Here is a 26870-nt window from a genome sequence, read left to right on the forward strand (position 1 = left end):
ACCAGTCGATCCCGATCTCGCGTGCTCATCTTTAGCATCTCCTCGCTCCGTCGCAGGTTTCCACTCCAGTGTGGGCGAACCTGTCCCGAAGGAGGACATTTCTATATCAACCAACCCGGACATTTCTATATCAAGACTACATTCCCGGCCGCACGAGCCTTCCCGCGCGGCGGCGCGGAAGTTACATCTCCCGGAGCGCCGCATCATCCTGGCAAGTGCACACCGGAAGACGAAACAGGGAGCCGAATGGCCGCAGACAAACCGTCGCTGACGCGTGAGCTGTTCGGCGGCGACATCGACGACGCGATCCTCTTCCCGTACCCGCGCATCTCGCCAGACGAGGACCGGCGCGTCACGGCGTTCATCGCCGAGCTGCGCGAGTACTGCGAGACGAAGCTGGACCGCGAGTGGATCGACGAGAACGAGCGCATCCCAGACGAGGTGATCGAGGACCTGAAGCGCATGGGCCTGTTCGGCATCTCCATCCCCGCGGAATACGGGGGGATGGGACTGTCGCAGAGCGCGTACTGCCGCGTCTTCGAGTTCGTGACGGGCTACGACGTGGGTCTCGCCATCATGCTGGGCGTGCACCTCTCCATCGGCATCAAGGGCATCCAGCTCGCCGGGAGCGAGGCGCAGAAGGCGCTCTATCTCCCGAAGGCGGCGATGGGCGAGTGGTTCGCCTCGTTCGCGCTTACGGAGCCGGAGGCGGGCAGTGACGCGGCGGGCATCAAGAGTCGCGCGGTGCTGTCGGAAGATGGGGAGCACTGGATGCTGAACGGGTCGAAGATCTGGATCGGCAACGGCTCGTTCTCGGAGGTGATCGTGGCGTTTGCGCAGACGCCGGTGGAGCGGGATGGAGAGACGACCGACCGCGTGACGGCGTTCATCCTGCGGCCCGACATGCCGGGCTTCGAGCGCGGGCCGGCGCTGCGGAAGATGGGCGCGCGCGGCAGCAACCAGGCGGAGCTGTATTTCCGCGACGTGAAGGTGCCGCGCGAGAACGTGCTGGGCGAGCCGGGCGAGGGCTTCAAGATCGCCATGCGCGTGCTCAACTCCGGCCGCCAGGGCCTCTCGGCCGGCGCGGCGGGGGGGGTCAAGCAGTGCCTGCGGATGGCGACCGCGTGGGCGAAGGAGCGCGAGCAGTTCGGCGCGCCGCTCGCCAGCTACGAGCTGATCCAGGGCAAGCTCGCGGCGACGGCGGCCGACGCGTTCACGGCCGAGAGCGTGGCGTACTTCACCACGGGCCTGAACGACCGGGGCGACGTGGACTACGCGCTGGAGTCGGCCGCAGCGAAGGTGTGGAACAGCGAGGCGCTGGACCGCGCGGTCGACGAGATGGTGCAGATCGCGGGCGGGCGCGGCTTCGTGAAGGGCTACCCGTACGAGCGGATGTACCGCGACGCGCGCATCACCCGCATCTTCGAGGGCACCAACGAGATCCTGCGCCTCTTCGTGGGGATGTCGGGCATGCAGGGCCCGGGCGAGTACCTCAAGGAGGTGGGCGCGGCGCTGCGCGAGCCCATCCGCCAGATCGGGCTGCTGACGGACTTCGCGGCCGACCGGGTGCGGCTGGCGCTGGGCGGCGGCGAGCCCGGCATAGAGGCCGAGGTGGACCCGCGGCTGCGCAAGCACTTCGACTACTTGGTGGAGCACACGCGCGACCTGCGCATCGCGGTGGAGCGGGCGCTCCGGCGGCACGGGCGGAAGATCGTGGAGCGGCAGTTCCTGGTCGCCCGCATCGCCGACATGGCCATCGAGCTGTACGTGCGCGCGGCCACGCTGTCGCGCACGCAGGCGATCCTCGCCGCGCAGAACGCGGGCGAGGCGTGGGCGCCCGCGCTCACCAGCACGCGCGTGGAACTCACGGGCGAGGGTGTGGACCGCATCCTCCGGCTGTGCGACCTGGCCTGCCAGCGCTCCGGCCTGCGCTTCCGCGCCGCCCGCGCGCAGCTCAATGACGCCCGCGACGCGCTGCTGATGGAGGTCGCGAAGGACGTCATCGACACCGCCGACGCGCCGTCCGGCCCTCGCCCGCGCCGCAAGCCGAAGGCGCCCGCGCCGAAGAAGCGCTGACGCGTGGCAGGCGACGGCGTCCCATCCGCCGCCCACTTCCGCCATGAGATCGCCCGATGGCAGACGAGGGGAGCATCCACACGGGTGCTCCCTCTTCTTCCATCACCCACCCGTGCAGAAGCTTCGCGTCATGAGTTTGGGGAGACGGACGTCCGCCGCGGAGGCATCCATCATGCAGGCGGGCGAGACGTTCGTTCGCATGTGAACTATCTGGCGGAGGTGCATCGTGCATCGTCCGTCCGAGCCGACTTCAGGGAGGGTGGGATGGCGGATACGAAGAAGCTGGATGCGGGACAGAGCGGGACGTTCTCGCTGGGCGGCGATCTGAGCGTGAACCGGCTGGGCTTCGGGGCGATGCGCATCACCGGCGAGGGCGTGTGGGGCCCGCCGCGCGACCGGCAGGAGGCGCTGGCGGTGCTGCGGCGCGTGCCGGAGCTGGGCATCGACCTGATCGACACCGCGGAGTCGTACGGCCCGCACGTGAGCGAGGAGCTGATCGCCGAGGCGCTGCATCCGTACCCCGAGGGGCTGGTGATCGCCACCAAGGGCGGGCTGGAGCGCACGGGCCCCAACGAGTGGCCGGTGAACGGCCGTCCCGAGCGGCTGCGCGAGGGGCTGGAGGGCAGCCTGCGCCGCCTGAACCTGGAGCGCATCGACCTGTGGCAGCTCCACCGCATCGACCCCGATGTGCCCGAGGACGAGCAGTTCGGCGCGATGGTGGAGTTCCAGCGCGAGGGGAAGGTGCGCCACCTGGGCCTCTCGGAGGTGACGGTGGAGCAGATCGAGCGGGCGCGGAAGCACTTCCAGGTCGTATCGGTGCAGAACCGGTACAACCTGGCGGACCGCGAGTGGGAGGGCGTGCTGGACTACTGCGAACGCGAGGGCATCGCCTTCATTCCGTGGTTCCCGCTGGCCGTGGGCAAGCTCGCCGAGGGCGGCGGGCCCGTCGCGAAGGTGGCGGAGGCGCACGGCGCAGCCCCGTCGCAGGTGGCGCTCGCGTGGCTGCTCCGCCGCTCGCCGGTGATGCTGCCCATTCCCGGCACGTCGCGCGTGAAGCACCTGGAGGAGAACGTGGCCGGCGCGGGGATCGAGCTCACGGACGAGGAGTTCGGGAGCATCTGAGGGGCGGGCCCTCACCCGGCTCGTAAAACTCGCCTGCCCTCCCCCGCAAGCGGGGGAAGGCACGCCATTGGCGCATTTCCAGGCTTGGTATGGCTCGAGTTTGCCGCCTCGCTGCTGACGCGGTGGCGGACTCGCGCTGCGCGCTGCGGAGGGGTGGAGCGAGATCGCCGCGGTCGCCCTCTTCCGGCGGCATGGCGAATCATGACGCGCAGAGATCGTGCAGCAGCAGCCCGCGCAGGCGGGCTTCGCGCCTTTGTAGCCCGCGGCTTTAGCCGCCAGGGCGACGCCGTCCGCCCCACATCTACCGAGACTGCAACAACCAGAAGCGCCGCCGATCCTCTCGCGAGGACCGGCGGCGCTTCTTCGCGCGTAATTCGTTTCTGGGCCTCGTCCTGCCGAGCCTCCGAAGAGGCTACTTCGCCTCGGGCGCCGGCTCCAGGGCGATGAAGCGGACGTCGTCCTTGGAGACGTCCTTGAGCCAGGAGATCAGCGCATCGATGGCCTCGGGCGGCTGGGTGCCGCGCGCGCCCACCATGGTGCGCACCACCCGCAGGTCGCGGCCCGTCTGCGTGTACAGGGCGCTGTAGCGGCCGAAGACGCTGTTGGCGGTCACGTTCTTGGGCAGGCTGGCGTGCCAGCCCTCGGGCAGCTTCACCAGCATCTCGGTGGTGGTCTCGAACGGCCCGATGACCGAGGCCACGTCGATGGGGAAGCGGCGCGGGCCCTTGGCCTGGCGAGCGAGCAGGTCGTTGATGAGGCCCTGCGTGGCGTAGTTGTGCAGCGGCAGCGCCAGGATCTGCGTGGCCCCGGCCGAAGACGTGGGGTGCGCGTCGCGGATCACGATGGAGATGCGCGGCTGCGCCCGCAGGTCGCGCCCGTCGAAGATCTGCAGGCTGTCGCCGGTGGCGCCCTCGAAGACGGCGTTGGCCAGCGAGCGCGTCATCTGCTCGCGCTGCTTGTCGGTGACCTTGCTGGAGAGCGCGTCGCGCATGCTGTACTGCGTGGCGCCCGCGAACAGCTGCGAGTAGCCGCCGTGGAACTCGCCGTCGGGCGTGAGCTCGCCGGCGATGCGCGTCTCGGTGCGGTTGCCGGTGGGCTCGTTGCGCGGGAAGGTGACCTCCTCACCGCGGCCGTCGGGGTGCACCACCAGGCCGAACTCGCCCTGGTAGTTGGGCACGATCTCGCCGTACGGGGTGAGGTCGGCCGTGAGGTCGAAGAACTGGTAGCCGCCGCCGGGCCTTTCCACCGCCGCGATCATGTGGTCGAAGGCGTTCACCGACGGCATGTCGCGCGCGACGCCGCCGTCGGAGCTGAGCAGCACGGGAAAGGCGGTGTAGCCCATCTTCCGCATGAGCGCCACGAAGAAGGTCGCCTTGTCCTTGCAGTCGCCATACTGCGTCTCCCACACCTGCGCGGGCAGGCGCGGCTGGTAGCCGCCGATGCCAAGCGAGAGAGACACGTAGCGGAAGTCCTGCGCGACCCAGCGGTGCACGGCGCGCAGCGAGTCCTCGCGCGTCTTCGCGTCCTTGGTCACGTCGGCCAGCTTGGCCTCGATGGCGGGCGTAAGCACGTACCGGTCGGCCGAGAGGCCGGCGTACCAGCTCGCGATCTGCTCCCACGTGACCGGCGGCGCCACGCTGAAGCTCATGTAGATGCCGTTCGAGTCGGCCGCGAAGGGCTCGGAGTCGACCTTGGGCACGTCGTGCGTCATCCACGCGTACACGCGGCGGCCGCCCACCTCGCGCGTCTGCCGCGCGAAGCTGAGGTTGCGCTCCTTGATGCGTGGCGTGACGGAGGCCGGCAGGTCCAGCAGCAGCCGCGAGCGCAGGGTGGGCTTGGCGTTGTGGATGCTCCAGGTGGCGTCCCAGTCGCCCGGCATCACCGGCTTCTGCACTTCGAGCGTGTAGCTGATGTCCACGATGGTGCCCGGCGCCACGCCGCCCAGGGAGATGCGGCGCACCTTCTCGTCGGTGAACACCGGCGCGCTCTCGGCCACGGGGGCCAGGCTCTCCTGGTCGTGCACCGGCTTGTCGCTGATCACCCGGCCGGTGGCGGCGTCGATCACGCGCGCCCAGTTCAGGCGCAGCCGCTGGCGCGACGCGTCGTAGCCGAAGCTGCGCTCGCCAAAGCCCTCCACCGCGTCCTGCGTGAGCACCTGCGCCACCGTGCGGAAGGTGCGCGTGCCGGTGCCGTCGGCCTCGAAGCGCTCCACGCCGTCGTCCAGCAGGATCACGTACGCGTCGTCGGGATAGCGGTCGGGCTTGACCGCGAGCTTGTAGATGGTGTCGTCGCGGACCGACGGATCGCCGCGCTCGGTGATGACGGGCGCCTGTGCCGCGGCCGCGGTGGCCGTGGCTGCCAGCGACAGCGCCAGCAGTGTGGTGGAGATGCGCATGCGGACTTCGCCTCGTGTGGTGCGGGTCGTAAAGGGCCGACAAAGCTAAACGTACGTCTACATTCCTACAATCGGGCGGACGCGCCGCCACCCCGCGGTGACACGCCGGGTGCCGCGCATCCGCCCGATCTTCTGTCTTCATCCGGCGGCACTCTGCCGCCGTCCATCCATCGTCCGGCTTCCCGGTGGGCAGTGCAGGCGATCCATCGCCTCCCATCCGCCGAGATCCGTCTCGAAACAACACACCGGGGGACGGGCGGACGTTGGCCGATCTGCATCTCCCGAAACCGCTTGGCCGATGCGAGCCGCCCGTCCGATCCGCCGTCCCGCATCTCCCGAATCGCGTTGGAGACGGCAGATGTGAAGCGGTCAGCGCGGGGTCGCGGCCGGGTGCCGGGAGGCGTACTGGCGCGTCCAGACGAGGACGACGCCGCACTCCGCGGTGCCCGGGCGATACTGCGGCGGTGCGTTGGAGACCGAGGTGTAGATCTCGATGCCCTCCACCTGCGACGGCAGCAGCGCGTCCAGGTCCGTCTCCGGCGAGCCGGAGAGCAGGCCGTCGATCCAGACCACCGGCACGCAGGTGCCCGCCGTCACCGCCGGGTCGGCAGAGCCGCTCGCGTCGCGCATGCGGTCCAGCACGTCGGTGCTCACCGGCGAGCCCTGCGCCCGTTGCTGCCCCGCGCTGCCCACGCCGGCCGACGCGTCCGCGCCCGCTGGAGCCGAGCCGAGCGTGGCGGACGCGGTCGTGTGACGGATGAAGCGCAGCGTTCCCGTTGCCCCGCCGCCCGCATAGCCCACCTGCACCTGCGGCACGCCGCGGAAGAGGTCGAGCGTGCGGTTGGGCCGCCGCCGCACGATGTCCGCCCGCTTCACATACACGCCGGAGCCGCGCTCGGCCCGCCGGTTGAAGTCTGCCATCGACCCCTCGCCCGCGGGACGCGAAGCCGCCGCCTTGCCCTGGCGCGCGGCGACGGCGGCTGCGAGGCGCTCGGCGGCGCTGTAGTCCGTGTTGTCCACCGGCGCGGCGGCGGGCGGGCGGGCGGCGGCGACGCGCTGGACGGGACGGGGGACGGAGAGCGCGACGGTGGCGGAGTCGCCGGACCGGACGGAGACGCGGGCGGCGTTCGGGGAGACACCCAGCGAGTCCAGCCACGGGTGCGAGAACGAGACGGTGTAGTCGCCCCCCGCCAGCCCGTCGATGCGGAAGCGGCCGTTCTCGTCGCTCACCGACGAGTACTGCGTGCCGGAGACGAAGACGCGGGCGCCGGCGAGCGGCCGTGCGGTGGCGCTGTCCAGCACCATCCCCGCGATCGCTGCACCCGCGGCCGGCTCGGTGATGGGCTCGCCGGTGCGCGTCACCACCTCGGTGACCAAGCCTTCTACCTCGCGGATGCCGGTGAGCCGCTCGCGCCCGCCGCCGGTAGCGGACGAGCCGCTGGCGATGCGCTCCACGTCGCGCGACACGGCCAGCTCGGGCGTGCGGATGCGCCAGCGCTGCACGATCCACGCGCCGTTGGGCAGCCGGCGGAACTCCACGCGCCCGCCGAGGTCCGCCGCCACGTTGCTGCGCAGGTTCACGTAGTGGTAGTCCACCCGCCGCAGCTCGCCCGTGGTGCGGTCGATCCACATCGCCCCGGCGATGTCCGGCACGCGCCGCCCGCGCACCGGCTCGAAGGCGAGGCCGACGAGGGTGGGCTCGCTGAACTGCGCCGGGGCCAGCTCGAAGCAGTGGTCCGCCAGGAACGACTCGGAGTCCAGCGTGCGCACGTCGGGTCCGTAGTACAGCGTGCCGTCGGGCACCACGCGCACGTAGCCGCGGGCCGACAGCGAGTCCGGGTCGATGCTGGCGAACGGGTGGCGGGCCACGGCGGTGCGGTCGCTGCGGCTCTCGGTGCGCACCGCCATGCTGCCGGGCGCCAGGCTGCGCGTCCACTCCGCCACGCTGTAGCGGAACGGCGACGCGGCGCCCGTCCACGCAGCGGAGTTGAACGCCTTGCGCGCCTCTTCCCACAGCGCCGCCGTCTCCGTGCCGCCGGCCGGACGCACCGCGCAGCCGCGGTCGCCGTCGGACCGCACCTGCACCGCCTCGAGGGTGAAGACGCGGGGGTTGGCCTCCAGCCGCACCTCGCGCACCTCGCCGGGCGCCAGGTCCAGCGGGGGAGAGAGCGTGCTCTCGCGGCCCACGCGCTCGGCGCGCAGCGTGTAGCGGCCGGCGCCGGGCACGTCCAGGCTGTAGCGCCCGCCGCCGTCGGTGAGCATGGCCGCGCGCTGCTTCCCCGCCGCGTCCAGCAGCACCACCAGCGTGCCCACGACCGGCCGGCCCGTGCCCGCGTCCACCACCGCGCCGCGCACCGTCTGCGCGCCCAGCGGCGCGGCGGCGAGCAGCAGGGCGAGGGCGGTCGCCTTCAGCGGTGCGCGGAGGGACATGGAAGGGCTCCTGGCGGTTCGGGACGCTTCCGGCGGAGTTGCCGGGCGGCGCTCAGGCGAGCCGGAGCGCGGAAGCGGCCGGCCGGACCCGCGGACGCCGGTTGCGCCGCGGAGAATGCGGGCGCGAGGCGGGCACGGAGTGGGAACCAGGGTACGTGCGAAGTGGAGCAGCGTTGAACCCAACGCAGCGGTAAACGTTCCGCCGCAACGCTTTCTGACGCTTGGAGAGACGCCCGGCAGGCTTCAGGGACGGGCGGTTGAAACCGCGGCAACGACTGCGCAAAGTCCCGCTTGGCACTCCACAGCCGCGGTCGACCTCTCAATCGTTCAAAAGGCTACAGTCTGAACCACTTGCCCGGAATTCCTCAAATCCGTTGCGTGGTCAGCAGGGCTGAAGTCGTATACTCCTCTCCAGACCAGGTTCTACCCACCGCTGCTCCCGCCCGGTTCGTTCGCTTCTGACCTACGCACTTCCGTTCCGGGGAAGTTTGACGCGGCCGTCCTTCTATTCACGCGGGAGGACACCCATGACACTCTCAGAGGAGGGGCAGATGGCAACGCACGACTTGAGACTCGAGGCGGAGCTGTTCGGAAGCATCTTTAGCCTTGAGGTCACAGTGGAGGGCGAGAAGGTCGATCTCCACGCGGAGAATGGAAAGCTCGTGAAGAACCTTCCGAACTTCCCCGTCACGAACCCGCTCACTCTGTTCCTCCGCGCCAAAGGAATCAATGGGGCGGAATGCCGAGTGGACGTCTTCTCCGATGACCACGCCCTCGCGCCGCCGCTGGCCTGCACGATCAAGAATGGCGTCGCCCAGGTGCTCCAGGACTACCATGTCTGAGCGCATCGCAACGCGCGCGTCGGCCGCCGCAGCTATCCTGTTCCTGATCGTGCTCGCGCACGCGGGCCCCGGTGCTGCGCAGCTGGTCGTGCAGGATGCGCGCGGTCGAGACATCGTGCTGGACTACTTCAACCTCAACCGCCAGAACCCTGTGCGGCCAACCCGGTCCATCATCACACTGAACTCCGGTGCAGAAGCCGTGAAGGTGCGCCTGCTCATTCCTACGGGAACCACAGACGTTCAGCAGTTCCATTCGTTCGACGCGCAACTCCAGGCCACGGATGGGGTGGCGGAGGTCTTCTCCGGACGGAAGATCACCGGCGTCCAGACATTCAGCTACCGCTACGGCCTCTCGCACACGCCACTGACGCATGCGACCACTGCGATCGATTTCCTGGTACTGGGGTTGGACTACTCGACTGCCAGCTTTCGCCTGTTCGATCCTTCGGCTGCACAGGGAAGCCAGATCAGCTCGCGCGACTTCAGGGGCACCGAGTTGAGCGCGAACTATTCGTTGCTCCTTGTTGGCCACTACCGGCTCGCATTCGATGGGCGCTATAGACGGAACAACAACGGGGCGAATCTGCGCCAAGTGGACGTGGAGTTCCGAACCGCCCCGACGGTCAGTAGCCCGAGCGGCGAAACGCAGACCGTCGTGGTCCGAAAGGTGTCAGCGCGGCAGGGCACGTACCAGGAGTGGAACTCGTTTCCTGTCGGTGCGTCGTTGACCATCATTCCGAGCGAGGCGCGTGCCGACTCGCTGAGGATCAAGCCGGGGATCTCGGTCTACGGCTACAGTGAACTGGCCCAAGGACGCGGATCGCCGGTTAGCGTCGGAGCGAACCTCACGTTCACCCGGCAGGAACGGAAGAGTGGGATACGGAGCACCATCGGCGGGATTTTCACAGAGAGCTCGGACCTATTGGACGTTGGGAACCGGGGGAACCGCATCATCGACCGCCTGCGGTTCGGGATATTCCTGAATGTTAAGGTCCTCGACTTCTCCCAACCGGAGAAGTCGACCGGGCCGACGGCACCCGCCACCCCGCCCGCTCCTGGGCAAAGTGCCCCAGTACCCCCTGCTCCAACGTCAGACTCGTTGGACACGCCTGACGTATCGTGAGTTGCGATCCGCCGAGGAGGGGGTGGGTCGAATGGGACTGAGCAAACCGGACAATGCGCCTCCGTCTACGCCGTCGCCATCGCCTCGTCCGGCGCGGGGACGTGCGCGTCGCGGAAGCCTTCCAGGATGGCGAGGAGGGCGCGTACGTCCGCCTCGTTGCTGGCGATGCCGAGCGACACGCGCACGGCGCCTACGGGCTTGTGGTTGAGGCAGACGGAGAAGCGCTGGAGGGAGAAGTCCGGCACCATCGACCCGAAGCAGCGCGACACCTCGGCGTCCGCGTGCTCGAAGGCGAACTCCGCCGCGCCGGGGTTGCAGAAGTAGCCCGTGCGCAGCGACACGCCGGCCGCGCTGGACCTCTCCTCCACCTCCTTGAAATCCACCACGTGCCCGTCGGGATCCAGCAGGTTGAAGGCGACCGTCGCCCCGCGGCCCTCCGTGGTACACGGGCCGTAGATGCGCACCATGGGCGCGCCGCCGGAGTGCGTCATCCCCTTCAGCTCCGCGAGCAGCCCTTCGGCCAGCGCCATCACGTGCGCGTTGATGCGCTCGATCCCGATCCCCTCCACGAAGTCCAGCCCGTCGCGCACCGCGGCGATGCTGAGGAAGTTCAGCGTGCCGTCCTCGAAGCCGCGCCCGGTGGTGTGCATCATCGTCACCTCGCTGCTGGCGGAGACGAAGCGCACGGTGCCGCCGCCGAACCACGGGCGGTGCAGGCGGTGCAGCGCGTCCGTCCGCGCCAGCAAGGCGCCCACGCCGGTGGGGAAGCCGAACATCTTGTAGAACGAGACGCAGACGAAGTCCGGCTTGACCTCCGCCAGGCTCAGCGGGCTCGTGGGCACGTAGGCCGCCGCGTCCAGCAGCACGTCGTAGCCCAGCGACTGCGCGTCGGCGATCCACTCCAGCGGGTGCTTCACGCCGGAGAAGTTGGACTGCGCGGGGAAGACGAAGAGGTTGGCCTTCTCCGGGTCCGCGCCCTCAAGGTGCCGGTGCACGTCGGCGATGCGCAGGTCGGCGTCCAGCGGCACGTAGCGCACCTCGGCGTCGCGGCAGTGCGCATACTCGCGGATGCCGTTCACCGAGTTGTGGTTGTCGGCCGTCAGCACGTAGCGCGACCCCGCCTCGAAGCCGAAGCTCTCGCCCACCAGCTTCAGGGCATGGCTGGCGTTGAGGGTGAAGATCACCTCGTATTCCGCCGGGTCCGCCTGGAAGTACGCGTGCACGCGGTCGCGCACCTCTTCCACCAACGCGGTGGCGGCCAGCGAGGTCGGGTTGCGCGAGTGCGGGTTGCCGAATACGCTGGACGTGAGCATCTGCGCGTGGGCGCGCACCTGGCTCTCGGCATACAGGCCGCTGCCGGTGTAGTCCAGGTACACGTGCCCGCCCGCGTCCAGCCGGGCGAACTCCGTGGCGCGAAGCGCGGAGAAGGTGTCGCTCATCTCGTGTCCCCTCGGGATGCTGCCGGAAGTAGCGCGGACTGTGGACCGGCGCGTCCGCGGACCCCCAATATCGCCGTTCCCCCCGCTCCGTGCCACCCGTCCCGCATCGACGAATCCATCTGGCACCTCATCCGCAGATCACCAAAGCCGCCACGGCTTCGGTTTTCACGAACGAAAACGGCGGGTGAACGGGAGATGGGCTTCGGCGGTTACGCGTGAAGATGTCGTGCATCGGCCACACGGGAGATGCGAGCAGACGAGACTCGGTAGATGTGGAGATGCCTACGATTCGGAAGATGTAGAACAGCTTGGAGCTGCGGATCCCGCGATCACTCTGCGGATGCGCACCGGATCACGACCGTGCGGATGTGTGCGGAAGGGGCTCGGCTGATGTAAGCGTTCGCCGATCGAAGCATCCTGTCTGAACGCACGCCGGCGGATGCGCGGCGGCTACGCGCTCTTCCGCCCGCCGAAGACGGCTTCGAAGGCGCGGCCGCGGACGGTGTTGAGGAGCGAGCCGTGGCGCGCGAACAGCTCGTCGCGCGAGTCGAACAGCCCCGCCTCGCCCAGCACGAAGCGTGAGAGGTCGGCCGCGGGCGCCACGTCGCAGACCGGGCCGCAGCTCCGCGTCTTGCCCAGGAAGTCGACCGGCGTGTGGGCCACCGCCTCGAACAGCGTCTCGCCGTCGTTGGTGAACGAGCCGGTCCCGTTGGCCCGCAGCTGCTCCGCCATGGGCGCGTACAGCTCGTCGAAGTCCGTCCACGCCCCGTCGATGTGGAACTGCGGCCACGCGAGCAGGATGCGGCGCGGGATGAACCGCCGCGCCAGCCGGAAGCGCGGATACCAGAAGCGGCCGTCCACCCACAGCCCTCGCACGCGCGTGCCCACGCCGCCCGCGCGCGCCACCGCCTCCAGGCACGCCATGCGCTGGCTGCACGACCCGCGTCCGCGCGCCAGCACGACGGATGCGGGCACCCGGTCCGCCAGCGTGTACACGGGCCGCACCGCGCCCGCGAGCGCCCGGTGCGCCGCGCGCACGAACTCGCCCTCCGCCAGCACGCCCGTGCCCGCGTCGTGCGCCACCCGCCGCACGGCCGGGTGCCCGTGGTCCAGGATCGCCGTGGGCGCCAGGTTGGCCGGCGTGACGCCGGTCTCTTCCAGCGTGGTCGTCATCTACTCATCCTCCAAAGCTTCACGGCGGAAGCCGCCTGGCGCGTAAACCCGCGGGCTACGAAGGCGCGAAGGTGGTAGGCGCGCCCTCCCGCACCGATATACGGTGCCGAGACGCAGACGCATCCGCAAGGGCGAAGGCGGCCGAAGCGCGAACCCTCCCCCAAGCAGTTTTGGAGGAGGGTCGGGCGAGCCTGAGCGAGTCCTGGGGAGGCCCGCCGTGCTACTTCGCCGGCGTCGCCGCGGGGGCCGCGGGCTGGTTCTCCGGCAGAAGGGAAACCTGCACGTAGCGGTTCACGTTCAGGTACTCGCGCGCCGCGGCGCGGATGTTCTCGTTGGTCAGCGGGACGATGGCGCCGGCCGGGGCGGCGATCTGCGCAGGGTCCCAGCCGAAGCGGTCGTACGCCACAAGCTGCGCCGCCCAATAGTTGTTGTCGCGCAGGTTCACCTCCTTCTCGCGCCGCTGCTCCTCGCGCACCTTCTGCAGCTCCAGCGGCGTGGGGCCGTCGCGCTTCAGGCGCTCCACCTCCGCGAACACCGCGCGGGTCAGCTCGTCCAGCCGCTCCGGGTCGGACCCGAAGTCGATCACGAAGCGGTATCCCTCGTACGGCTCCTGCTGGCCGCTGCCGCCCACGCCCACGCCGTAGGTGCCGCCCATGTCCTCGCGCAGCCGCTCGCGCAGGCGGATCTGGAGCACGTCGCCCAGCGAGTTGATGAGCGCCAGGTTCTCGCGGCTGAAGCGGAACGGGCCGGTGAACACCAGCTCCGTGCGCGCCCGCGGCTCCAGCCCGCGCCGCACCACGTGGCGCGAGATGCCCTCGGGCGGGCGGACGCCCAGGTCGCGCCACGTCTCCTTCCGCCCCGTGGAGGGCAGGCCGCCCAGGTAGCGCTCCACCAGCGGGCGGATGGAGTCCGGCTGGAAGTTGCCCACCAGGTAGAAGGTGAAGTCGCCCGCGTCGCCGAAGCGCTGCCGGTAGATCGCGAGCGACCGGTCCAGGTCGATCTTGTCGAACACCGAGCTGTCTATCGGCCGGCTGCGCGGGTCGTCGCGCGTGAGCACCTTGAGGAGCGTGTCCTGGAACACCGCCTCGGGACTGGCGCCGCGGTTCCGCAGCGACTCGCGGGCCCGCTCGCGGTACGCCTGCCACGCGCCGGGGTCGCGCCGCGGCGCCGTGAAGTACAGGTACACGAGCTGGAACATGGTCTCCGCGTCGCGCGGGGCCGCGAAGCCGCTCAAGCCCTCGCTGGTCTCGCCGATGTCGGTGCCCACGCTGGCGGCCTTGCCCGCCAGCCGCTTCTCCAGGTCCACGACCGACAGGTCGCCCACGCCGCCCACCTGCGCCGCGGCTGTCGCCGTCTGCGCGTTGAGGTAGTCGCTGTCCGCCGCCAGCGAGGTGCCGCCGGCGCTGCGGCCCAGCAGCAGGATCTCGTCGGCGCGGTAGTCGGTGGGCTTCATCACCACGCGTACGCCGTTGGAGAGGGTCCACTCCGTCACGCCCACCTCGGCGATGCGGCGCTCGGCCGTGATACGGCCGCCGCGCGGCGGGTGCCGCACCAGGGCGGAGTCGGAGACGTTCTCGGTGTACGCCGTGAGCGGGCGCCGCGCGGCCGAGTCCAGCACCGCCGCCAGGGCCGCCCGGTCCGGCAGGCGCGTGCCCGGCTTCTCGGGCACGCTCACCAGCACCGTGCGGTCGCGGGTGCGCAGCCAGGCGCGGGCGCGGGCGTTCACCTCATCCAGCTTCACCTCGGGCACCAGGCCGCGCTGCAGCCGGTACTCCGTGGCCACGTCCAGGATCGGCCCGCCGTACAGGAACTGCCCCGCGTACTGCCCCGCGAACTGCGACGACGTGGACTTGGCGCGCTCCGCGTAGATCTGCTCCCACGTGCGCAGCAGCGTCGCCTTCTGCCGGTCCAGCTCACCCTGCGTGAAGCCGAAGCGCGCCACCCGCTCCGCCTCGTCCATCAGCGAAGACAGGCCGCGCTCCACGCCGTTGTCGCGCACCTCGGCGCTCAGCATGTACGCGTCTACGGGGCGCACGAGCGAGCCGTAGTAGCTGGAGACGCCCAGGAACGGCGCGTCGGGCCGCTGCGTCAGCTCGTTCAGGCGCTCGGTGAGCATGCCGCTGTACAGCGACTCCACGATACCCTCGCGGTAGCCGCGGACGGAGGTGGTGATGCGCGCCGGCCGCGTGTGCACCACCGTCACGCTGGAGCTGGTGAGCTCCGGGTCGGCCGCGATGGCGAACTGCGTCTCGCGGTGGCGCGGCATGGGGAACTTGCGGCGCGGGCGGCCCTTGGGGTTGGGGATCAGGTAGCGGAACTGCTGCCGGATCTGCGCCTCCACCTCGTGCGGGTCGAAGTCGCCCACCGCCACCACCGCCATCAGGTCCGGCCGGTACCAGTCGGTGTAGAAGCGCTTCAGCACGCGCGGCGCGAAGCCGCGGATGGTGGTGGGGTCGCCGATGGGCAGGCGCTGCGCGTACCGCGAGCGGCGGAAGAGCACGGGCATCTGCCGGTCCTGCACGCGGGCGCCGGCGCCGCGGCCCAGGCGCCACTCCTCCACCACCACGCCCCGCTCCTTGTCCACCTCCAAGCTGTCGAACGCGATGCCGTTCGCCCAGTCGTTCAGGATCTCGAAGCCCGTGTCCAGCACGCCCGCGCTGTCGGTGGGCAGGGTGAGCATGTACACGGTCTCGTCGTAGCTCGTGTACGCGTTGATGTCCGGCCCGAACCGCATCCCCACCGACTCCAGGTAGTCGATCAGGTCGTTCTTGGCGAAGTGCTCGGTGCCGTTGAACGCCATGTGCTCCACCACGTGCGCCAGCCCCTTCTGGTCGTCGTCCTCCAGCGTGCTGCCCGCGTTCACCACCAGGCGCAGCTCCGCGCGGTTGCGGGGCTCGTGGTTGGCGCGGATGTAGTACGTGAGGCCGTTCCACAGGCGGCCGGTCACGACCGAGGTGTCGCTGGGCAGGCGCCCGTCGCGGGGCACCAGGCCGTCCACGCCGTGGCCGATGGAGGGCATGCAGCCGGCCGCGAGCGCGAGCGCGGCGGCCAGGGCCGCGGGAGCGGCGGGGCGGAGGAGGCGGGGGATGTCCATGGGTCCTTCCAGGGGGCGCGGGGCGCAGCGGGAGCGAACGGCCGCTGGCGAATCTTGCTGCCGTTTAACGTTCCCGGCCAGTGTCGTTCTGACGCGTGGGGACGAACCGCCCGTGGGAGGGGCGAGACGCACATACGAGGGGCGAATCGCAGGTTGCGCCCCACCGGCAGGTCCCTCGCGCTCCACCGGATTCGGGAGATTCCGTCCGGGCGATCACGGGAGATGCGGACCGGCTCGGTAGATGTACGGCTGACGGCGCGGCCCGCACCCTCACGGCGGATGTGAGGCGGACGGCCGTGGTGTGATTCGGTAGATGCGCATTCGCCCGGCTAGGAACATTTGTAGCTACACATCAGCGGGAGATGTGATCCGGTCCGGCGGCGGAGCCTGGCGGTTGAAAACCGCGGCAACGTCTGCGCGAAATCACCCGGCGGGGACTAACTGCGGTCGCGATTTCGGGCTCCTCGGATGCTCCGGCATCGCGGAAGGCGGCGACTGGTGCTCGCCGCCCCGCATGCAGAACGTTTCAGGGGACGGTTTGGCGACGCGCCGGTCGTCTCCGAGATGGGGAGCGGGTCAGCGGGCGAGGTTGATGTTGACGAACTCGTCTTCGCCGGTGACTTCGCGGACGACGTGGGGGGCCAGCCAGGCGGGGATCTCCACCTCCGCGTCCTCGGTGGGAAGCTCGATCTCGGCGAGGACGAGGTCGCGGTCGGCGAAGCGGTCGATCTCCCACTTCAGGCCGCCGTCCGGCACGGTGTAGCGGCGCTTGCGGACGCGTCGGCCCTCCGTGAGCTGCCACAGGTGGCGGAAGACGTCGGCCGTGGTCTCCTCCTCCAGCTCCGTGCGCGAGATGCCGGAGCCCAGCTTCACCGTCCGGTAGAAGCGGTCGCCGCTGGCGCCGGAGATGCGGCGCAGACGCTCGTGCAGCCGCTCGCCGGGAACCCAGCCCTGCTCGATGCGCTCCTCCACCGCGCCTTCGGGAAGCTCCGGGAAGGCGCTGAGGAGGTACTTCCGCTCGATCTCGCGGTCCCCCGCCCCGCCGCGCGACTTCAGACCCTCGACCACACCGTCGACCAGGGCGAAGAAGCCGGCGGATCGTCCGCCCAGCCACTCCTCGTTCAACTGCCCGAACGCCTCCGCGCGCGCGGCTTCCAGACGCGACGTGAGCGCCCGCAGCCCGGCCCGCGGATCGTCCGCGTCCGCATCTTCCGAATCGCCGTGCCGCGCATCCGCCGAACCGCCGCCGTCCCGCTCCGCATCTCCCGAACTCCCGTCCGGCGAGCCTGCATCTCCCGAATCCGCATCTCCCGAATCCGCATCTCCCGACCGGACATCTGCTTGCGCGGAATCGGCAGAGTGCACATCTCCCGAATCGCCGTCGTCACGTTGGTAGGAGGCGCCGCCGTGCTCCGCATCTTCCGAAGCGTCGTCGCCGGTGATGTCGGGCGTGGCTTCTTCGACGAGGTGGAGGAGGACGTGGGCGTCGTGCATGTCGCCGAGGACGTCCTGGAGGGCCTTGAGGCGCTTGAGCGCGTCCGCGCCGCCGGACAGCTCGTCCGCGAACGGCTCCAGCAGGTAGCGCAGGCGCTTGGCGGCGATGCGCACGCGGTGGGCGCGGCGCTGGTCCGCGATGGTGCGGATGCGGGCCAGCCCCTCGCGCAACTCCAGCGCCGCCTCGCTCGCGAGCACCGCCAGCGTGGCGGATGCGGGAGGGCCGCCGGCCGGATCGTCCAGCGCCACGTGGACGCGGTACACGGAAAGACGGTCGGCTAGCCGCCTCCGCTCGCGCGCGAACTTGCGGCGTACCTCGCGGCGGAGGTGCTTGTCGGCTCGCGCGCCGTGTTCGCGCAGGCTTTCCAGCAGCCACTCGGCGCCACGCCGCTCGTCGCCCGCCAGCTCCGCCGCGCTGTCGCGCACCCAGGCGGCCTGCACCTGGGCGTCGCGGCTCTCGCCGGTCGCGCGGGCCAGGGAGCGCACCCGGCGCAGGTCGCGGCCGCGCACGCTGCCCTCCAGCGCGCCGCGGTACGCCCGCAGCGTGGAGCGCAGCCGCCGCAGCGCCACGCGGAAGTCGTGCAGCGCGTCTTCGTCGCCACCGCTCCGCAGCCGGGCGCGCGCCTCGGCGGCCTCGTCCAGGAAGCGCAGCGCGAGCCAGCGGGCGGTGCGCTGCACCGGCAGGTCCAGCAGCTGCGCCGGCGTCTTCACTTTCGCCCCAGGTCGCGCAGCTGCCGCGGCGTGAGGGCCCACCGCAGCTTGGCGCCGCCCGCGGCGGACTCGCCCTCGAACTCCAGCAGGAAAGCGCCGCCCTTCTTGGGCTCCAGGAACGAGACGTTGCGGCCCGTCAGCAGCCAGCCGGCCAGGAAGCCCAGGTGCGGCTCGTGGCCCACCACGGCCACCGTCGCATCCGCCGCGTGGGTGCGCAGCCAGGGCACCAGCGCGTCCGGCGCCTCCTCCGGCGCGAGCTCCGCGACGGTCGCGGTCTCCATCCCGTCGTAACGTGCGGCCACCACCTCGGCCGTCTGCACGGCGCGGGTGAGCGGGCTGGCGGCCAGCACGTCCAGCTCGGGAACCAGGCGGTGCAGGCCGCGCGCGGCGCCCTGCATCTTCTTGCGCCCCTCGTCGGTCAGCGGGCGCAGCGAGTCCGGAAGGCCGGTGCGTGCGAACTCTTCGCGGTCGCCGGCAAAGGCGTGGCGGATGACGAGCAGCTTCATGGGCGGGCCTCTGCGGCGGGTGGGGTCCGGGTGCGTTGCCGCTCCGCAAGCTATGCAAAAGGCGTTCGCCGCGCAGCAGCCGCGCGCTCTTGCAGGCGGACGGCCGGTCCGCTACCTATCGTTCCATCCCAAGAAAACAGCCGCCGCGCGCCCGCAGCGCACGGCCACGCTCCACCCGCACTGCCCCGCAGATGAGAAGATCCGCCCTGTTCGCGCTGGCCCTGGCATTGGCCGCCGCGCCCGCGCAGGCGCAGCAGCCCGCCGCCCGGCGCGCCCTGGCGCCGGCCGACTTCGACCAGTGGCGCTCGGTCCGCAACGAGACGCTGTCGCCCGACGGGCGCTGGGTGGTCTACTCGCTCGTCCCGCAGGTGGGCGACGGCGAGGTGGTCGCGCGATCCACGCAGGGCGGGGCGGAGTACCGCCACACGCGCGGCTTCATAGGCCGGCCGCAGACGCGGCCCGGCGCGCTGGGTCCCAACGCGGGCTACAACGCCCCGCGCGCCCAGGTCACGGCGGACTCGCGCTTCGCCGTCTTCACCGTCGACCCGCCGCGCGCGGAGTGGGAGCGGGCACAGCGGGCGCACAAGAAGCCGGCGGAGATGCCCAAGGCGTCGCTGGCGGTGATGAGCCTGGCGGACGGGCGCGTCACGCTCTTCCCGCGCGTGAAGTCGTTCAAGCTCTCCAAGGGCTCGGGCCGCTGGCTGGCGTACCTGCTGGAGGCGGACAGCGCCTCGGCCCGGCGCGACAGCGCCGCCGCCAAGCCGGACTCCGCCACGCGCGCCGCCGCCCCCGCCGCGGCCGCATCTCCCGGCGGCACGCCCCGGCCCGTCGCCACCGACACGGCGAAGGGGAAGAAGAAGGACTACGGCTCCACGCTCGTCCTGCGCGACCTCTCCACCGGCACGGAGACACGCATCGCAGACGTGGTGGCGTACTCGCTGGACGACTCCGGCCGCTGGCTGGGCTACACCGTCTCGTCGCACACGCCCGCGAGCGACGGTGTGTACGTGCGCGCGCTGGCCGACGGGCGCACGACGGCGCTGCTCACCGGCCCCGGTGAGTACAAGGGCCTGACGTTCGACGAGAAGGGCACGGCGGTCGCCTTCGCCAGCGACCACGACGAGCACGCGCGAGAGAAGCCGCGCTTCGCCCTCTACCAGGCGCCGCTCTCCACCCTCCGCATCCGGCGCCTCGTCGGTCCGGAAGGCACCGGCGGCGGGCTGCTCGTGGCGTCCGGCGGCACGCTGCGCTTCTCGGACGACGGGCGGATGCTGGCGTTCGGCGTGGCGCCCGCGCCGCTGGACTCCATCCCCGCGGACTCGCTGGCGGACAAGGCGGTGTTCGACCTGTGGACCTACCGCGACGCGCGCCTCCAGCCACAGCAGAAGGTGGAGGCCGGCGACGACCGCGACCGCTCGCTCGCCGCGGTCTACGACCTCTCCGCCAACCGCTTCCACGTCCTGGGCAGCGACTCGCTCCAGCGCGTGACGGTGGCGGACAACGGGCGCACGGCGGTGGGCCTCAACGGGCTGCCGTATGCCGTCTCCGCCATGTGGGGCGAGGGCGGCAACGACGTGTACGCCTTCGACACGCGCACCGGCGCGCGGCGGCTGGTGGCGCGCAGGGTCCCGTTCGCGGCGCAGCTCTCCACCGGCGGGCGCTACGTGGCCTGGTTCGATGCGGACCGCCACTGGCACGCGCACGAGATCGCCACCGGGCGCAGCGTGGACCTGACGGGCGCGCTGGGCGTGGCGTTCGACCAGGAGACGTGGGACACGCCGGACCAGCCCGCGCCATGGGGCATTGCGGGATGGACGAAGGACGACCGCTCGGTGCTCGTGTACGACCGCTACGACGTGTGGGACATCGACCCGCAGGGCCGCCGCCCGGCGCGCGTGGTCACCGACTCGGTGGGCCGCCGCGGCCACGTCTCGTTCCGCGTGGTCGACCTCGACCCGGACGAGGATGCGATCGACCCCGCGAACCCGCTGCTGCTGCGCGCGTTCGACAACGAGAGCAAGGAGAGCGGCTACTGGCGCGACCGCCTGGGCGTGGCCGCCCTCCCGCAGCGCCTGGTGATGGGCCCGCGCCAGTACGGCCAGGTCGCCAAGGCCGACAGCGCCGGCGTGTACGTGTTCACGCAGCAGACGGTGCGCGACTTCCCCGACCTGTGGGTGAGCGGCGCCACGTTCGCCGACGCGCGCCGCGTCTCCGACGCGAACCCCCAGCAGTCGCGCTACCGCTGGCCCACGGCCGAGCCGGTCCGCTGGCGCAGCGCCGACGGCGTGGAGCTGAAGGGCATCCTCTACAAGCCGGAGGACTTCGACGCGTCGAAGCGGTATCCCATGCTCGTGTACTACTACGAGCAGCTCTCCGACAACCTCTACTCGTACGTGCCGCCGGCCGGCCGCAACGTCATCAACCCCACCGTCTACGCGTCCAACGGCTACCTCGTGTTCGAGCCGGACATCCACTACACCGAGGGCTACCCCGGCCCCAGCGCGGTGAAGTCCATCGTACCCGGCGTGCAGTCGCTGATCGCCCGCGGCATCGTGGATCCGGACGCGGTGGGTCTGCAGGGCCAGTCGTGGGGCGGCTACCAGACCGCGTACATCATCACGCAGACGCCCATGTTCAAGGCGGCGATGGCGGGCGCGCCCGTGGCGAACATGACCAGCGCGTACGGCGGCATCCGCTGGCAGACGGGCCTCGCGCGGGCCTTCCAGTACGAGCGCGGGCAGAGCCGCATCGGCGGGTCGCTGTGGCAGCAGCCCATGCGCTACATCGAGAACTCGCCGCTCTTCTCGGCAGACCGCGTGACCACGCCGCTGCTGATCATGGCCAACGACAACGACGGGTCGGTGCCGTGGTACCAGGGCATCGAGCTGTTCGTGGCGCTGCGGCGGCTGGGCAAGGAGGTGTACCTGATCGACTACAACGGCGACGAGCACAACCCCACCAAGCGGGCCAACCAGATCGACATCTCGGTGCGCATGCAGCAGTTCTTCGACCACCACCTGCGTGGCCGCCCCGCGCCGGAGTGGATGACGGCCGGCATCCCCTTCCTCCAGAAGGGCCGCGACCAGCTCGCCCAGCCCGCGCAGGTCACCACCACGCCCGCGGGCGAGCCACCCGCGCCCACGCCCGGCGCGACCACCACTGGCGCCGCCGCCCCGCAGCCGGCATCGGCCACCCAGCCGGCCCCGCCGATGTGATCGGCCGATGCCCGTCGGATGGCACGAACGGGCGAACGAATGCCGGTAGATGCGGAAGCGCCGCGCGGCCCCTCGGGATCGCGCGGCACTTCGCCGGTGAGTGGCCGAAAGACACGAATGCACCAGCACGGTCCGCGAGTGAACGCTTAGATGGCTCACTAGAGTAGTCAACGATAGATTACATTGTAGTGATTTTCATCCCGACCTCCCGGACTCCCCTTTACAAAGTTATCTTCCATGAGAGACGAATCCCTCTTGTGCTTACCGGCGAGTGGCGGTGGTCGATCCAATGATTGAATGGATCACGCTCCTTGCTGAGCCTAAGAGGGTTAGAGAGCCAAACGGATTGGTCTACAGCACGGCACCTCGTGAGGCTCTCGCTACGGATGGGAAGACCTACATCATCAAGGGTCCGGAACTCCCGGTCGTGTTCGCCGAGCACGCCGGGTACTCGCTTGCTGAATGTTTGGGCCTGCCGGTTCCCGAGCACGCGTTGTGCTCTACTCCCCAAGGAATCGTGTTCGCCTCACGCAAGCTGCCGCTGCGCTTCGCAGGAGACGATATGTTCGCGACGGGTTCAGTTGTGAATCCAGAGCTCCTGTCGTTCCTCTCGGCGTTCGACGTGTGGATCGCAAACGAGGATCGCAACGTCAACAATTTCGTTGGTGATTATGAAGGGAGGGGAACAAAGCTCTTCGCGATTGATTTCGAGAAGGCGCACGCATTGAACGGACGTATGGATCTATTCAGCGTTACCGCTCGGCCGCCACGGGAGATGATGCCGCGAGAGGGTCTAGGGGCGCGCTGCAAGGGCCAGCCGTTTCCCACGGAGATGTGCGACCGGATTGCGCAGAATACAAACACGTTAGACCGGATTGTAGATAATTGGCACAGTGATCTTGGACTCTCACGTATCACATGGGCAGATCGGGCGCGGTCTATCCTGACGCAAAGAGCGCAGCGCATCAGCAGCCTCGTGCAGGAGGCGTGGCGATGACAGACCAGAGGCTTCCCCGCTATTGGTACTCAGTGGTTTCCGCTCTCCCTGATCCCGAAGCCGGTGATCGGGTAAGTGTTGCGATTATCGTTGGAGACGCGCGAAGGGCTCAGGTCGACTTTCTGGAGAATCTTCCGAAACTCGCATGTCTTGCCCCGACCGGCACGCTCTCGATGTATAAGAGCATCCTCCAGGCCATTCAATCTCGGGTCGAAAACCCTTCTCAATTTTGGGGTTTGGCAGCCACTATCGGTCCGCACTTTGATCTTTCCACTCCGCGGGAGTTGTATGCGGCTCCTGACGGCCGAGTTCGACGCCACCTAATAAACCACTATCTTCGCATCGAAGGGACGCGTAGTCGGGGAACTCGGTTTTCTCCTCAGAACGAAGCATCACATCGGCTAGATCGCTTCTTGTTGTCTGCCGTTCCTGGTGCTCTAATCGAAAAGATTGCGACGGTCGAGCGTCTTTTCCCCGAGCTTGGGGACGATGTATTTCCAGCGCCTGTGCCGCGCCTGAACCGCGCTGTCCGCACCGAAGATACGGACATACTGATTGGTGCAGTTGTCGTTGATGCGGAAGATAACCCGCTAGGTGTTGCTAGAGATGCTTCCGCGCGTATCAGCCAGGCATTTTGGCAGTATTCTCAAAGTCGCGAGCGTTTACAGGCTGCGACCGGACGGACAATTCGCACTTTGGGAGTAGTGTTGAACGGTACTAGTCACGCACGACCTGAGGTTCGGAGCGCAAAGGAATACGTCCTCCATCTTTGGGAGGGTGATGCGGATGAGTTATTCGCGCCAGAAAGGCGTGAGGATGAGTCAGCGATTTCCGACGAAGTACGTCGCATCGTAACAGAGGGCGAAAGCCAGTCCGGCGATAGTGGCTCAGTTTGAGTTTGGGAGCCGGACAGATGTCGCGGACGACGTCGCGCCAATCGTCATACTCTCGGGCCAAATCGTACCATCATCTCTGGTACATCTACCGGTCTACCGTTGGCTTCAACGGCCTGGGACTTCCGCAGACTCTGAAGCAGCGCGTGGAGGAAGGGATACCTCAACATTAAGCCCTGAGCTCCAGTCCGACCAGAAGCTCCCCGCAAAACCCCGGTAAAGGCACCTGGCCTCCGCCAGAATTCCTCCAGCATCCCGCCTCGCATCGTATTATCTTCTCACCGGGCCGTTCATTCCACCTTCCGCAGTTCGCACGGGGAGCCGAGATGCACCAGCACTACTACGACGCGCACGACCTCCCGCGGTTCGGGGAGATCGGCAAGGACGCGCCGCACCTGGCCGAGAAGTTCTTCGGCTGGTACAACGCGGTGTTCGCCGAGGGCGCGCTGTCCGAGCGGGAGAAGAGCCTGATCGCGCTTGCGGTCGCGCACGCGGTGCAGTGCCCGTACTGCATCGACGCGTACTCGTCGGACTGCCTGGCGAAGGGCGCGGACGGGGAGCAGATGACCGAGGCCGTGCACGTGGCGGCGGCCATCCGCGGCGGCGCGTCGCTGGTGCACGGCATCCAGATGCGCAACCACGTGGAAAAGCTGGGGATGTGAGCGCGACCGGCCGGGTGCTGCCCACGCTTCAGAAGCGCCACGCGCCGCTCTCGTCCGCCGCGTGGCAGCGGGGGCAGCTCGCGCGCGTGCCGGTGGCGCGGTCGTTCGAGGACGCGCTCGCGGGGGCCGGCCTGTACCCGCTGCATGCGACCGGCATCGACATCTTCCAGGTCAACGTGGGCCGCAAGTGCAACCAGACCTGCCGCCACTGCCACGTGGACGCCGGCCCGGATCGCACGGAGATGATGCCCGACGCGGTGATGGACCGCTGCCTGGAGGTCATCGAGAGCACCCACATCCCGGTGGTCGACATCACCGGCGGCGCGCCGGAGCTGCACAAGCGCTGGCGCGAGCTGGTGACGCGCAGCCGCGCGGTGGGCAAGCGGGTGATGGACCGCTGCAACCTGACCATCACGCTGCTGCCCAACTACGCGTACCTGCCGGAGTTCTTCGCCGAGCACGCGGTGGAGGTCGTCGCGTCGCTGCCGCACTATCGCCAGAAGGGCACCGACACGCAACGGGGCGATGGCGTGTTCGAGCAGTCCCTAGAGGCGCTGCGGCGGCTGAACGCCGTCGGTTACGGCCAGCCGGGCAGCGGGCTGGTGCTGAACCTCGTCACCAATCCCGTCGGCACCTTCCTGCCCGGCAACCAGGCGGCGCTTGAGGCGGACTGGAAGCGGCAGATGCGGCGCCTGTACGGCATCGAGTTCAACGCGCTGTTCACCATCACCAACATGCCCATCTCGCGCTTCCTGGATTTCCTGGAAGACGGCGGCTCGCTGGGCGAGTATATGGAGCGGCTGGTGACGGCGTTCAACCCGGCGGCCGCAGCGGGCGTCATGTGCCGCAACACATTGTCGGTGGGGTGGGACGGCACGCTGTACGACTGCGACTTCAACCAGATGCTGGAGATGCCGGTGGAGCCGCGTGCGCCGCGCACCATCTTCGAGTTCGACCTGGAGCGGCTGGCGCGGCGCGAGATCGTGCTGGGCGCGCACTGCTTCGGCTGCACCGCAGGCGCGGGGTCGAGCTGCGGCGGCGCCACCGCCGGCTGACGGCGGCCGTGGACACGCCGCGCCTTTCCATCATCGTCCCCGCGCTGAACGAGGCGGACGGGATCGCGTCGACGCTCCACGCGCTGGCGCCCTTCCGCGCGCGCGGGGCCGAGGTCGTCGTGGCGGACGGGGGAAGCACGGACGGGACGGTATACGCCGCGCGGCCGTTGGCAGACCGCGTCGTCGTGTCGGAGCAAGGCCGGGCGCGTCAGCAGAACGCGGGTGCCACCGTCGCGCGGGGCGGCGTGCTCCTCTTCCTCCACGCCGACACGCGCCTGCCGGAAGATGCGGACGTTCTCGTGCTCGACGGCCTCACCCGCAGCGGACGCGGGTGGGGCCGTTTCGACGTGCGGCTCACGGGCCGCCATCCCGCGCTGCGCGTGGTGGAGCGGATGATCTCCCTCCGCTCGCGTGTCTCCGGCATCGCGACGGGCGACCAGGCGATGTTCGTGCGTCGCGACGTCTGGGAGCGCGTGGGCGGGTTCCCCGACATCCCGCTGATGGAAGACGTCGCCCTTTCCCGCATGCTCAAGCGCACCGGCCGCCCGCTCTGCATCTCCCGCCCGGTCACCACCTCCAGCCGCCGCTGGGAGACGCGCGGCATCACCCGCACGATCCTCCTCATGTGGCGCCTCCGCCTGCAATACTGGCTCGGCGCCGAGCCGTCCAAGCTTGCCGAGCGGTATCGGTAGATCAGGCTCAGCCTGTTGGTTGAACCGTGGCAAACGCCATCGGGACTAACGCCGCCCCCACTATTTCAGGAAATCTATCACCGTATGCAGGGGTGCGATTCATCGCATCCGAAACTTTCCGCGCGCAAATGACCTCCGGTCACGCGGTGGAACGCATGCTCGACGTCATCCCCGCCTTACCGCGCTTGTTGCCCACTCCAGCCACTGCACCGGCAGGTCTGCGGCTTCATCGACATCGCTGCGTTCAGCCAGCAATGCGGGCGTGATCCCGGCAGCGCGCAGGCACTCCACAGTCTGGGTGAATACTCGTGAAGTGCTCCAAGTGATGCCGGTGAAGACCTGCGGCAGAGGCGCGCGGAGGCCGAGCAGCCAGTACCCTCCGTCGCGCGCAGGGCCGAGGACGGCTGCGTGATCATCGAGCAGCGAGAATGCCTGACGGATGTCGGCCGAGGTGAGGTCGGGGAGGTCGGAGCCGATGACGACGACGCGGCTGTGGCCGGCCGCGAACGCTTCGGCGAAGGCGCGCGTGAGGCGCTCGCCGAGGTCGCCATCCGCCTGCGGAATGTACTGGAGATGCGGACCGAGCCACGCCTCCAGCGCCTCACGCGCGTCCGCGGGGGTGTAGTGCGCGCGCACGGCCGCCGCGGGGGCGAGGGCCAGCGCCTCCGCGACCGCGTGCTCCGCCAGCCGCCGGTAAATGCGCAGCGCCGCCGCATCCCCGATCGCCGCCGCCAGCCGCGTCTTCACGCGCCCGAGCTCCGGCGCGCGCAAAAAGACGAGCACCGCGTCGCCCCCACACGGTGCTCCACAAGTCTCCGCAGATGTCATCTCGCCGATCTCTCCACTCGTTCGCGGCTGCCGTTCAGGTGGGTGTCGGAAGACGGGCAGGGAAAGCCGTGGTCGCCGTTAGCCCGCGAAGGCGGACTTTGCGCTCCTGTTGCCGCGGTTTCA

At 69.6% G+C, this 26870-nt stretch carries 18 protein-coding genes; 10 read left to right on the forward strand and 8 right to left on the reverse strand.

The features are described 5' to 3' along the window. Positions 1 to 246 precede the first annotated feature (246 nt). On the forward strand, positions 247 to 2076 hold the full coding sequence (locus tag VFE05_10165) for an acyl-CoA dehydrogenase family protein (GenBank protein ID HET6230420.1): 1830 nt from the start codon (positions 247 to 249) through the stop codon (positions 2074 to 2076). A gap of 264 nt (positions 2077 to 2340) precedes the next feature. Next, positions 2341 to 3198 (forward strand): aldo/keto reductase, encoded by an 858-nt coding sequence (locus VFE05_10170; GenBank protein ID HET6230421.1) that lies wholly within the window; start codon positions 2341 to 2343, stop codon positions 3196 to 3198. A 412-nt stretch (positions 3199 to 3610) separates the two neighbouring features. On the opposite strand, the gene VFE05_10175 is transcribed toward VFE05_10170, so the two are convergent. Both VFE05_10175 and VFE05_10180 read right to left on the reverse strand, forming a co-directional pair. Further along, positions 3611 to 5593 (reverse strand): DUF3857 and transglutaminase domain-containing protein, encoded by a 1983-nt coding sequence (locus VFE05_10175; protein HET6230422.1) that lies wholly within the window; start codon positions 5591 to 5593, stop codon positions 3611 to 3613. A gap of 369 nt (positions 5594 to 5962) precedes the next feature. Beyond that, positions 5963 to 8023 carry a carboxypeptidase regulatory-like domain-containing protein gene (locus VFE05_10180; protein HET6230423.1) on the reverse strand — a complete coding sequence of 687 codons (2061 nt, stop codon included), beginning with the start codon at positions 8021 to 8023 and terminating at the stop codon, positions 5963 to 5965. Between the two features lie 527 nt (positions 8024 to 8550). Here VFE05_10180 and VFE05_10185 point away from each other — a divergent pair. Continuing rightward, complete coding sequence (locus VFE05_10185; GenBank protein HET6230424.1) at positions 8551 to 8865, forward strand: hypothetical protein; 315 nt, start codon at positions 8551 to 8553, stop codon at positions 8863 to 8865. Next, positions 8858 to 9988 (forward strand): hypothetical protein, encoded by a 1131-nt coding sequence (locus tag VFE05_10190; GenBank protein ID HET6230425.1) that lies wholly within the window; start codon positions 8858 to 8860, stop codon positions 9986 to 9988. The genes VFE05_10185 and VFE05_10190 overlap by 8 nt, the downstream gene beginning before the upstream one ends. Positions 9989 to 10053: 65 nt before the next feature. On the opposite strand, the gene VFE05_10195 is transcribed toward VFE05_10190, so the two are convergent. From VFE05_10195 to VFE05_10215, 5 genes are all read right to left on the reverse strand, one after another. Further along, complete coding sequence (locus tag VFE05_10195; protein ID HET6230426.1) at positions 10054 to 11427, reverse strand: aminotransferase class V-fold PLP-dependent enzyme; 1374 nt, start codon at positions 11425 to 11427, stop codon at positions 10054 to 10056. A gap of 450 nt (positions 11428 to 11877) precedes the next feature. Next, complete coding sequence (locus VFE05_10200) at positions 11878 to 12600, reverse strand: hypothetical protein (GenBank protein HET6230427.1); 723 nt, start codon at positions 12598 to 12600, stop codon at positions 11878 to 11880. Positions 12601 to 12820: 220 nt separating this feature from the next. After that, on the reverse strand, positions 12821 to 15694 hold the full coding sequence (locus tag VFE05_10205; GenBank protein ID HET6230428.1) for an insulinase family protein: 2874 nt from the start codon (positions 15692 to 15694) through the stop codon (positions 12821 to 12823). Between the two features lie 576 nt (positions 15695 to 16270). Next, a complete protein-coding gene (locus tag VFE05_10210; protein ID HET6230429.1) occupies positions 16271 to 17899 on the reverse strand; it encodes a CHAD domain-containing protein in 1629 nt (542 codons plus the stop codon). Then, on the reverse strand, positions 17896 to 18405 hold the full coding sequence (locus VFE05_10215) for a histidine phosphatase family protein (protein ID HET6230430.1): 510 nt from the start codon (positions 18403 to 18405) through the stop codon (positions 17896 to 17898). The genes VFE05_10210 and VFE05_10215 overlap by 4 nt, the downstream gene beginning before the upstream one ends. 191 nt (positions 18406 to 18596) lie before the next feature. Here VFE05_10215 and VFE05_10220 point away from each other — a divergent pair, with 191 nt between their 5' ends. From VFE05_10220 to VFE05_10245, 6 genes are all read left to right on the forward strand, one after another. After that, complete coding sequence (locus VFE05_10220) at positions 18597 to 21620, forward strand: prolyl oligopeptidase family serine peptidase (GenBank protein HET6230431.1); 3024 nt, start codon at positions 18597 to 18599, stop codon at positions 21618 to 21620. Between the two features lie 289 nt (positions 21621 to 21909). Then, complete coding sequence (locus tag VFE05_10225) at positions 21910 to 22617, forward strand: HipA family kinase (protein HET6230432.1); 708 nt, start codon at positions 21910 to 21912, stop codon at positions 22615 to 22617. Beyond that, a complete protein-coding gene (locus tag VFE05_10230; GenBank protein ID HET6230433.1) occupies positions 22614 to 23513 on the forward strand; it encodes a hypothetical protein in 900 nt (299 codons plus the stop codon). The genes VFE05_10225 and VFE05_10230 overlap by 4 nt, the downstream gene beginning before the upstream one ends. Before the next feature lie 323 nt (positions 23514 to 23836). Then, the gene (locus VFE05_10235) at positions 23837 to 24172 is read left to right on the forward strand and encodes an arsenosugar biosynthesis-associated peroxidase-like protein (protein ID HET6230434.1); all 336 of its coding nucleotides are present in this window, start codon (positions 23837 to 23839) and stop codon (positions 24170 to 24172) included. Continuing rightward, positions 24169 to 25227 carry an arsenosugar biosynthesis radical SAM (seleno)protein ArsS gene (gene arsS, locus VFE05_10240; protein ID HET6230435.1) on the forward strand — a complete coding sequence of 353 codons (1059 nt, stop codon included), beginning with the start codon at positions 24169 to 24171 and terminating at the stop codon, positions 25225 to 25227. Before VFE05_10235 ends, arsS begins: the two co-directional genes overlap by 4 nt. Positions 25228 to 25235: 8 nt before the next feature. After that, positions 25236 to 25919, forward strand: a complete 684-nt coding sequence (locus VFE05_10245) for a TIGR04283 family arsenosugar biosynthesis glycosyltransferase (protein HET6230436.1) — start codon at positions 25236 to 25238, stop codon at positions 25917 to 25919. Between the two features lie 165 nt (positions 25920 to 26084). On the opposite strand, the gene VFE05_10250 is transcribed toward VFE05_10245, so the two are convergent. Then, the gene (locus VFE05_10250) at positions 26085 to 26747 is read right to left on the reverse strand and encodes a TIGR04282 family arsenosugar biosynthesis glycosyltransferase (protein ID HET6230437.1); all 663 of its coding nucleotides are present in this window, start codon (positions 26745 to 26747) and stop codon (positions 26085 to 26087) included. Between the last annotated feature and the right edge of the window lie 123 nt (positions 26748 to 26870).

The organism is Longimicrobiaceae bacterium (assembly GCA_035696245.1).
Lineage (GTDB): Bacteria > Gemmatimonadota > Gemmatimonadetes > Longimicrobiales > Longimicrobiaceae > DASRQW01.

Excerpts from the sequence above, each read along its gene's own strand:
- VFE05_10205 (HET6230428.1), bottom strand. The coding sequence starts at position 15,694 with ATGGACATCCCCCGCCTCCTCCGCCCCGCCGCTCCCGCGGCCCTGGCC.
- VFE05_10170 (HET6230421.1), top strand. The coding sequence starts at position 2,341 with ATGGCGGATACGAAGAAGCTGGATGCGGGACAGAGCGGGACGTTCTCG.
- VFE05_10165 (HET6230420.1), top strand. The coding sequence starts at position 247 with ATGGCCGCAGACAAACCGTCGCTGACGCGTGAGCTGTTCGGCGGCGAC.
- VFE05_10175 (HET6230422.1), bottom strand. The coding sequence starts at position 5,593 with ATGCGCATCTCCACCACACTGCTGGCGCTGTCGCTGGCAGCCACGGCC.
- VFE05_10215 (HET6230430.1), bottom strand. The coding sequence starts at position 18,405 with ATGAAGCTGCTCGTCATCCGCCACGCCTTTGCCGGCGACCGCGAAGAG.
- VFE05_10195 (HET6230426.1), bottom strand. The coding sequence starts at position 11,427 with ATGAGCGACACCTTCTCCGCGCTTCGCGCCACGGAGTTCGCCCGGCTG.
- VFE05_10235 (HET6230434.1), top strand. The coding sequence starts at position 23,837 with ATGCACCAGCACTACTACGACGCGCACGACCTCCCGCGGTTCGGGGAG.
- VFE05_10225 (HET6230432.1), top strand. The coding sequence starts at position 21,910 with ATGATTGAATGGATCACGCTCCTTGCTGAGCCTAAGAGGGTTAGAGAG.
- VFE05_10180 (HET6230423.1), bottom strand. The coding sequence starts at position 8,023 with ATGTCCCTCCGCGCACCGCTGAAGGCGACCGCCCTCGCCCTGCTGCTC.
- VFE05_10185 (HET6230424.1), top strand. The coding sequence starts at position 8,551 with ATGACACTCTCAGAGGAGGGGCAGATGGCAACGCACGACTTGAGACTC.
- VFE05_10190 (HET6230425.1), top strand. The coding sequence starts at position 8,858 with ATGTCTGAGCGCATCGCAACGCGCGCGTCGGCCGCCGCAGCTATCCTG.
- VFE05_10200 (HET6230427.1), bottom strand. The coding sequence starts at position 12,600 with ATGACGACCACGCTGGAAGAGACCGGCGTCACGCCGGCCAACCTGGCG.
- VFE05_10250 (HET6230437.1), bottom strand. The coding sequence starts at position 26,747 with ATGACATCTGCGGAGACTTGTGGAGCACCGTGTGGGGGCGACGCGGTG.
- VFE05_10230 (HET6230433.1), top strand. The coding sequence starts at position 22,614 with ATGACAGACCAGAGGCTTCCCCGCTATTGGTACTCAGTGGTTTCCGCT.
- VFE05_10220 (HET6230431.1), top strand. The coding sequence starts at position 18,597 with ATGAGAAGATCCGCCCTGTTCGCGCTGGCCCTGGCATTGGCCGCCGCG.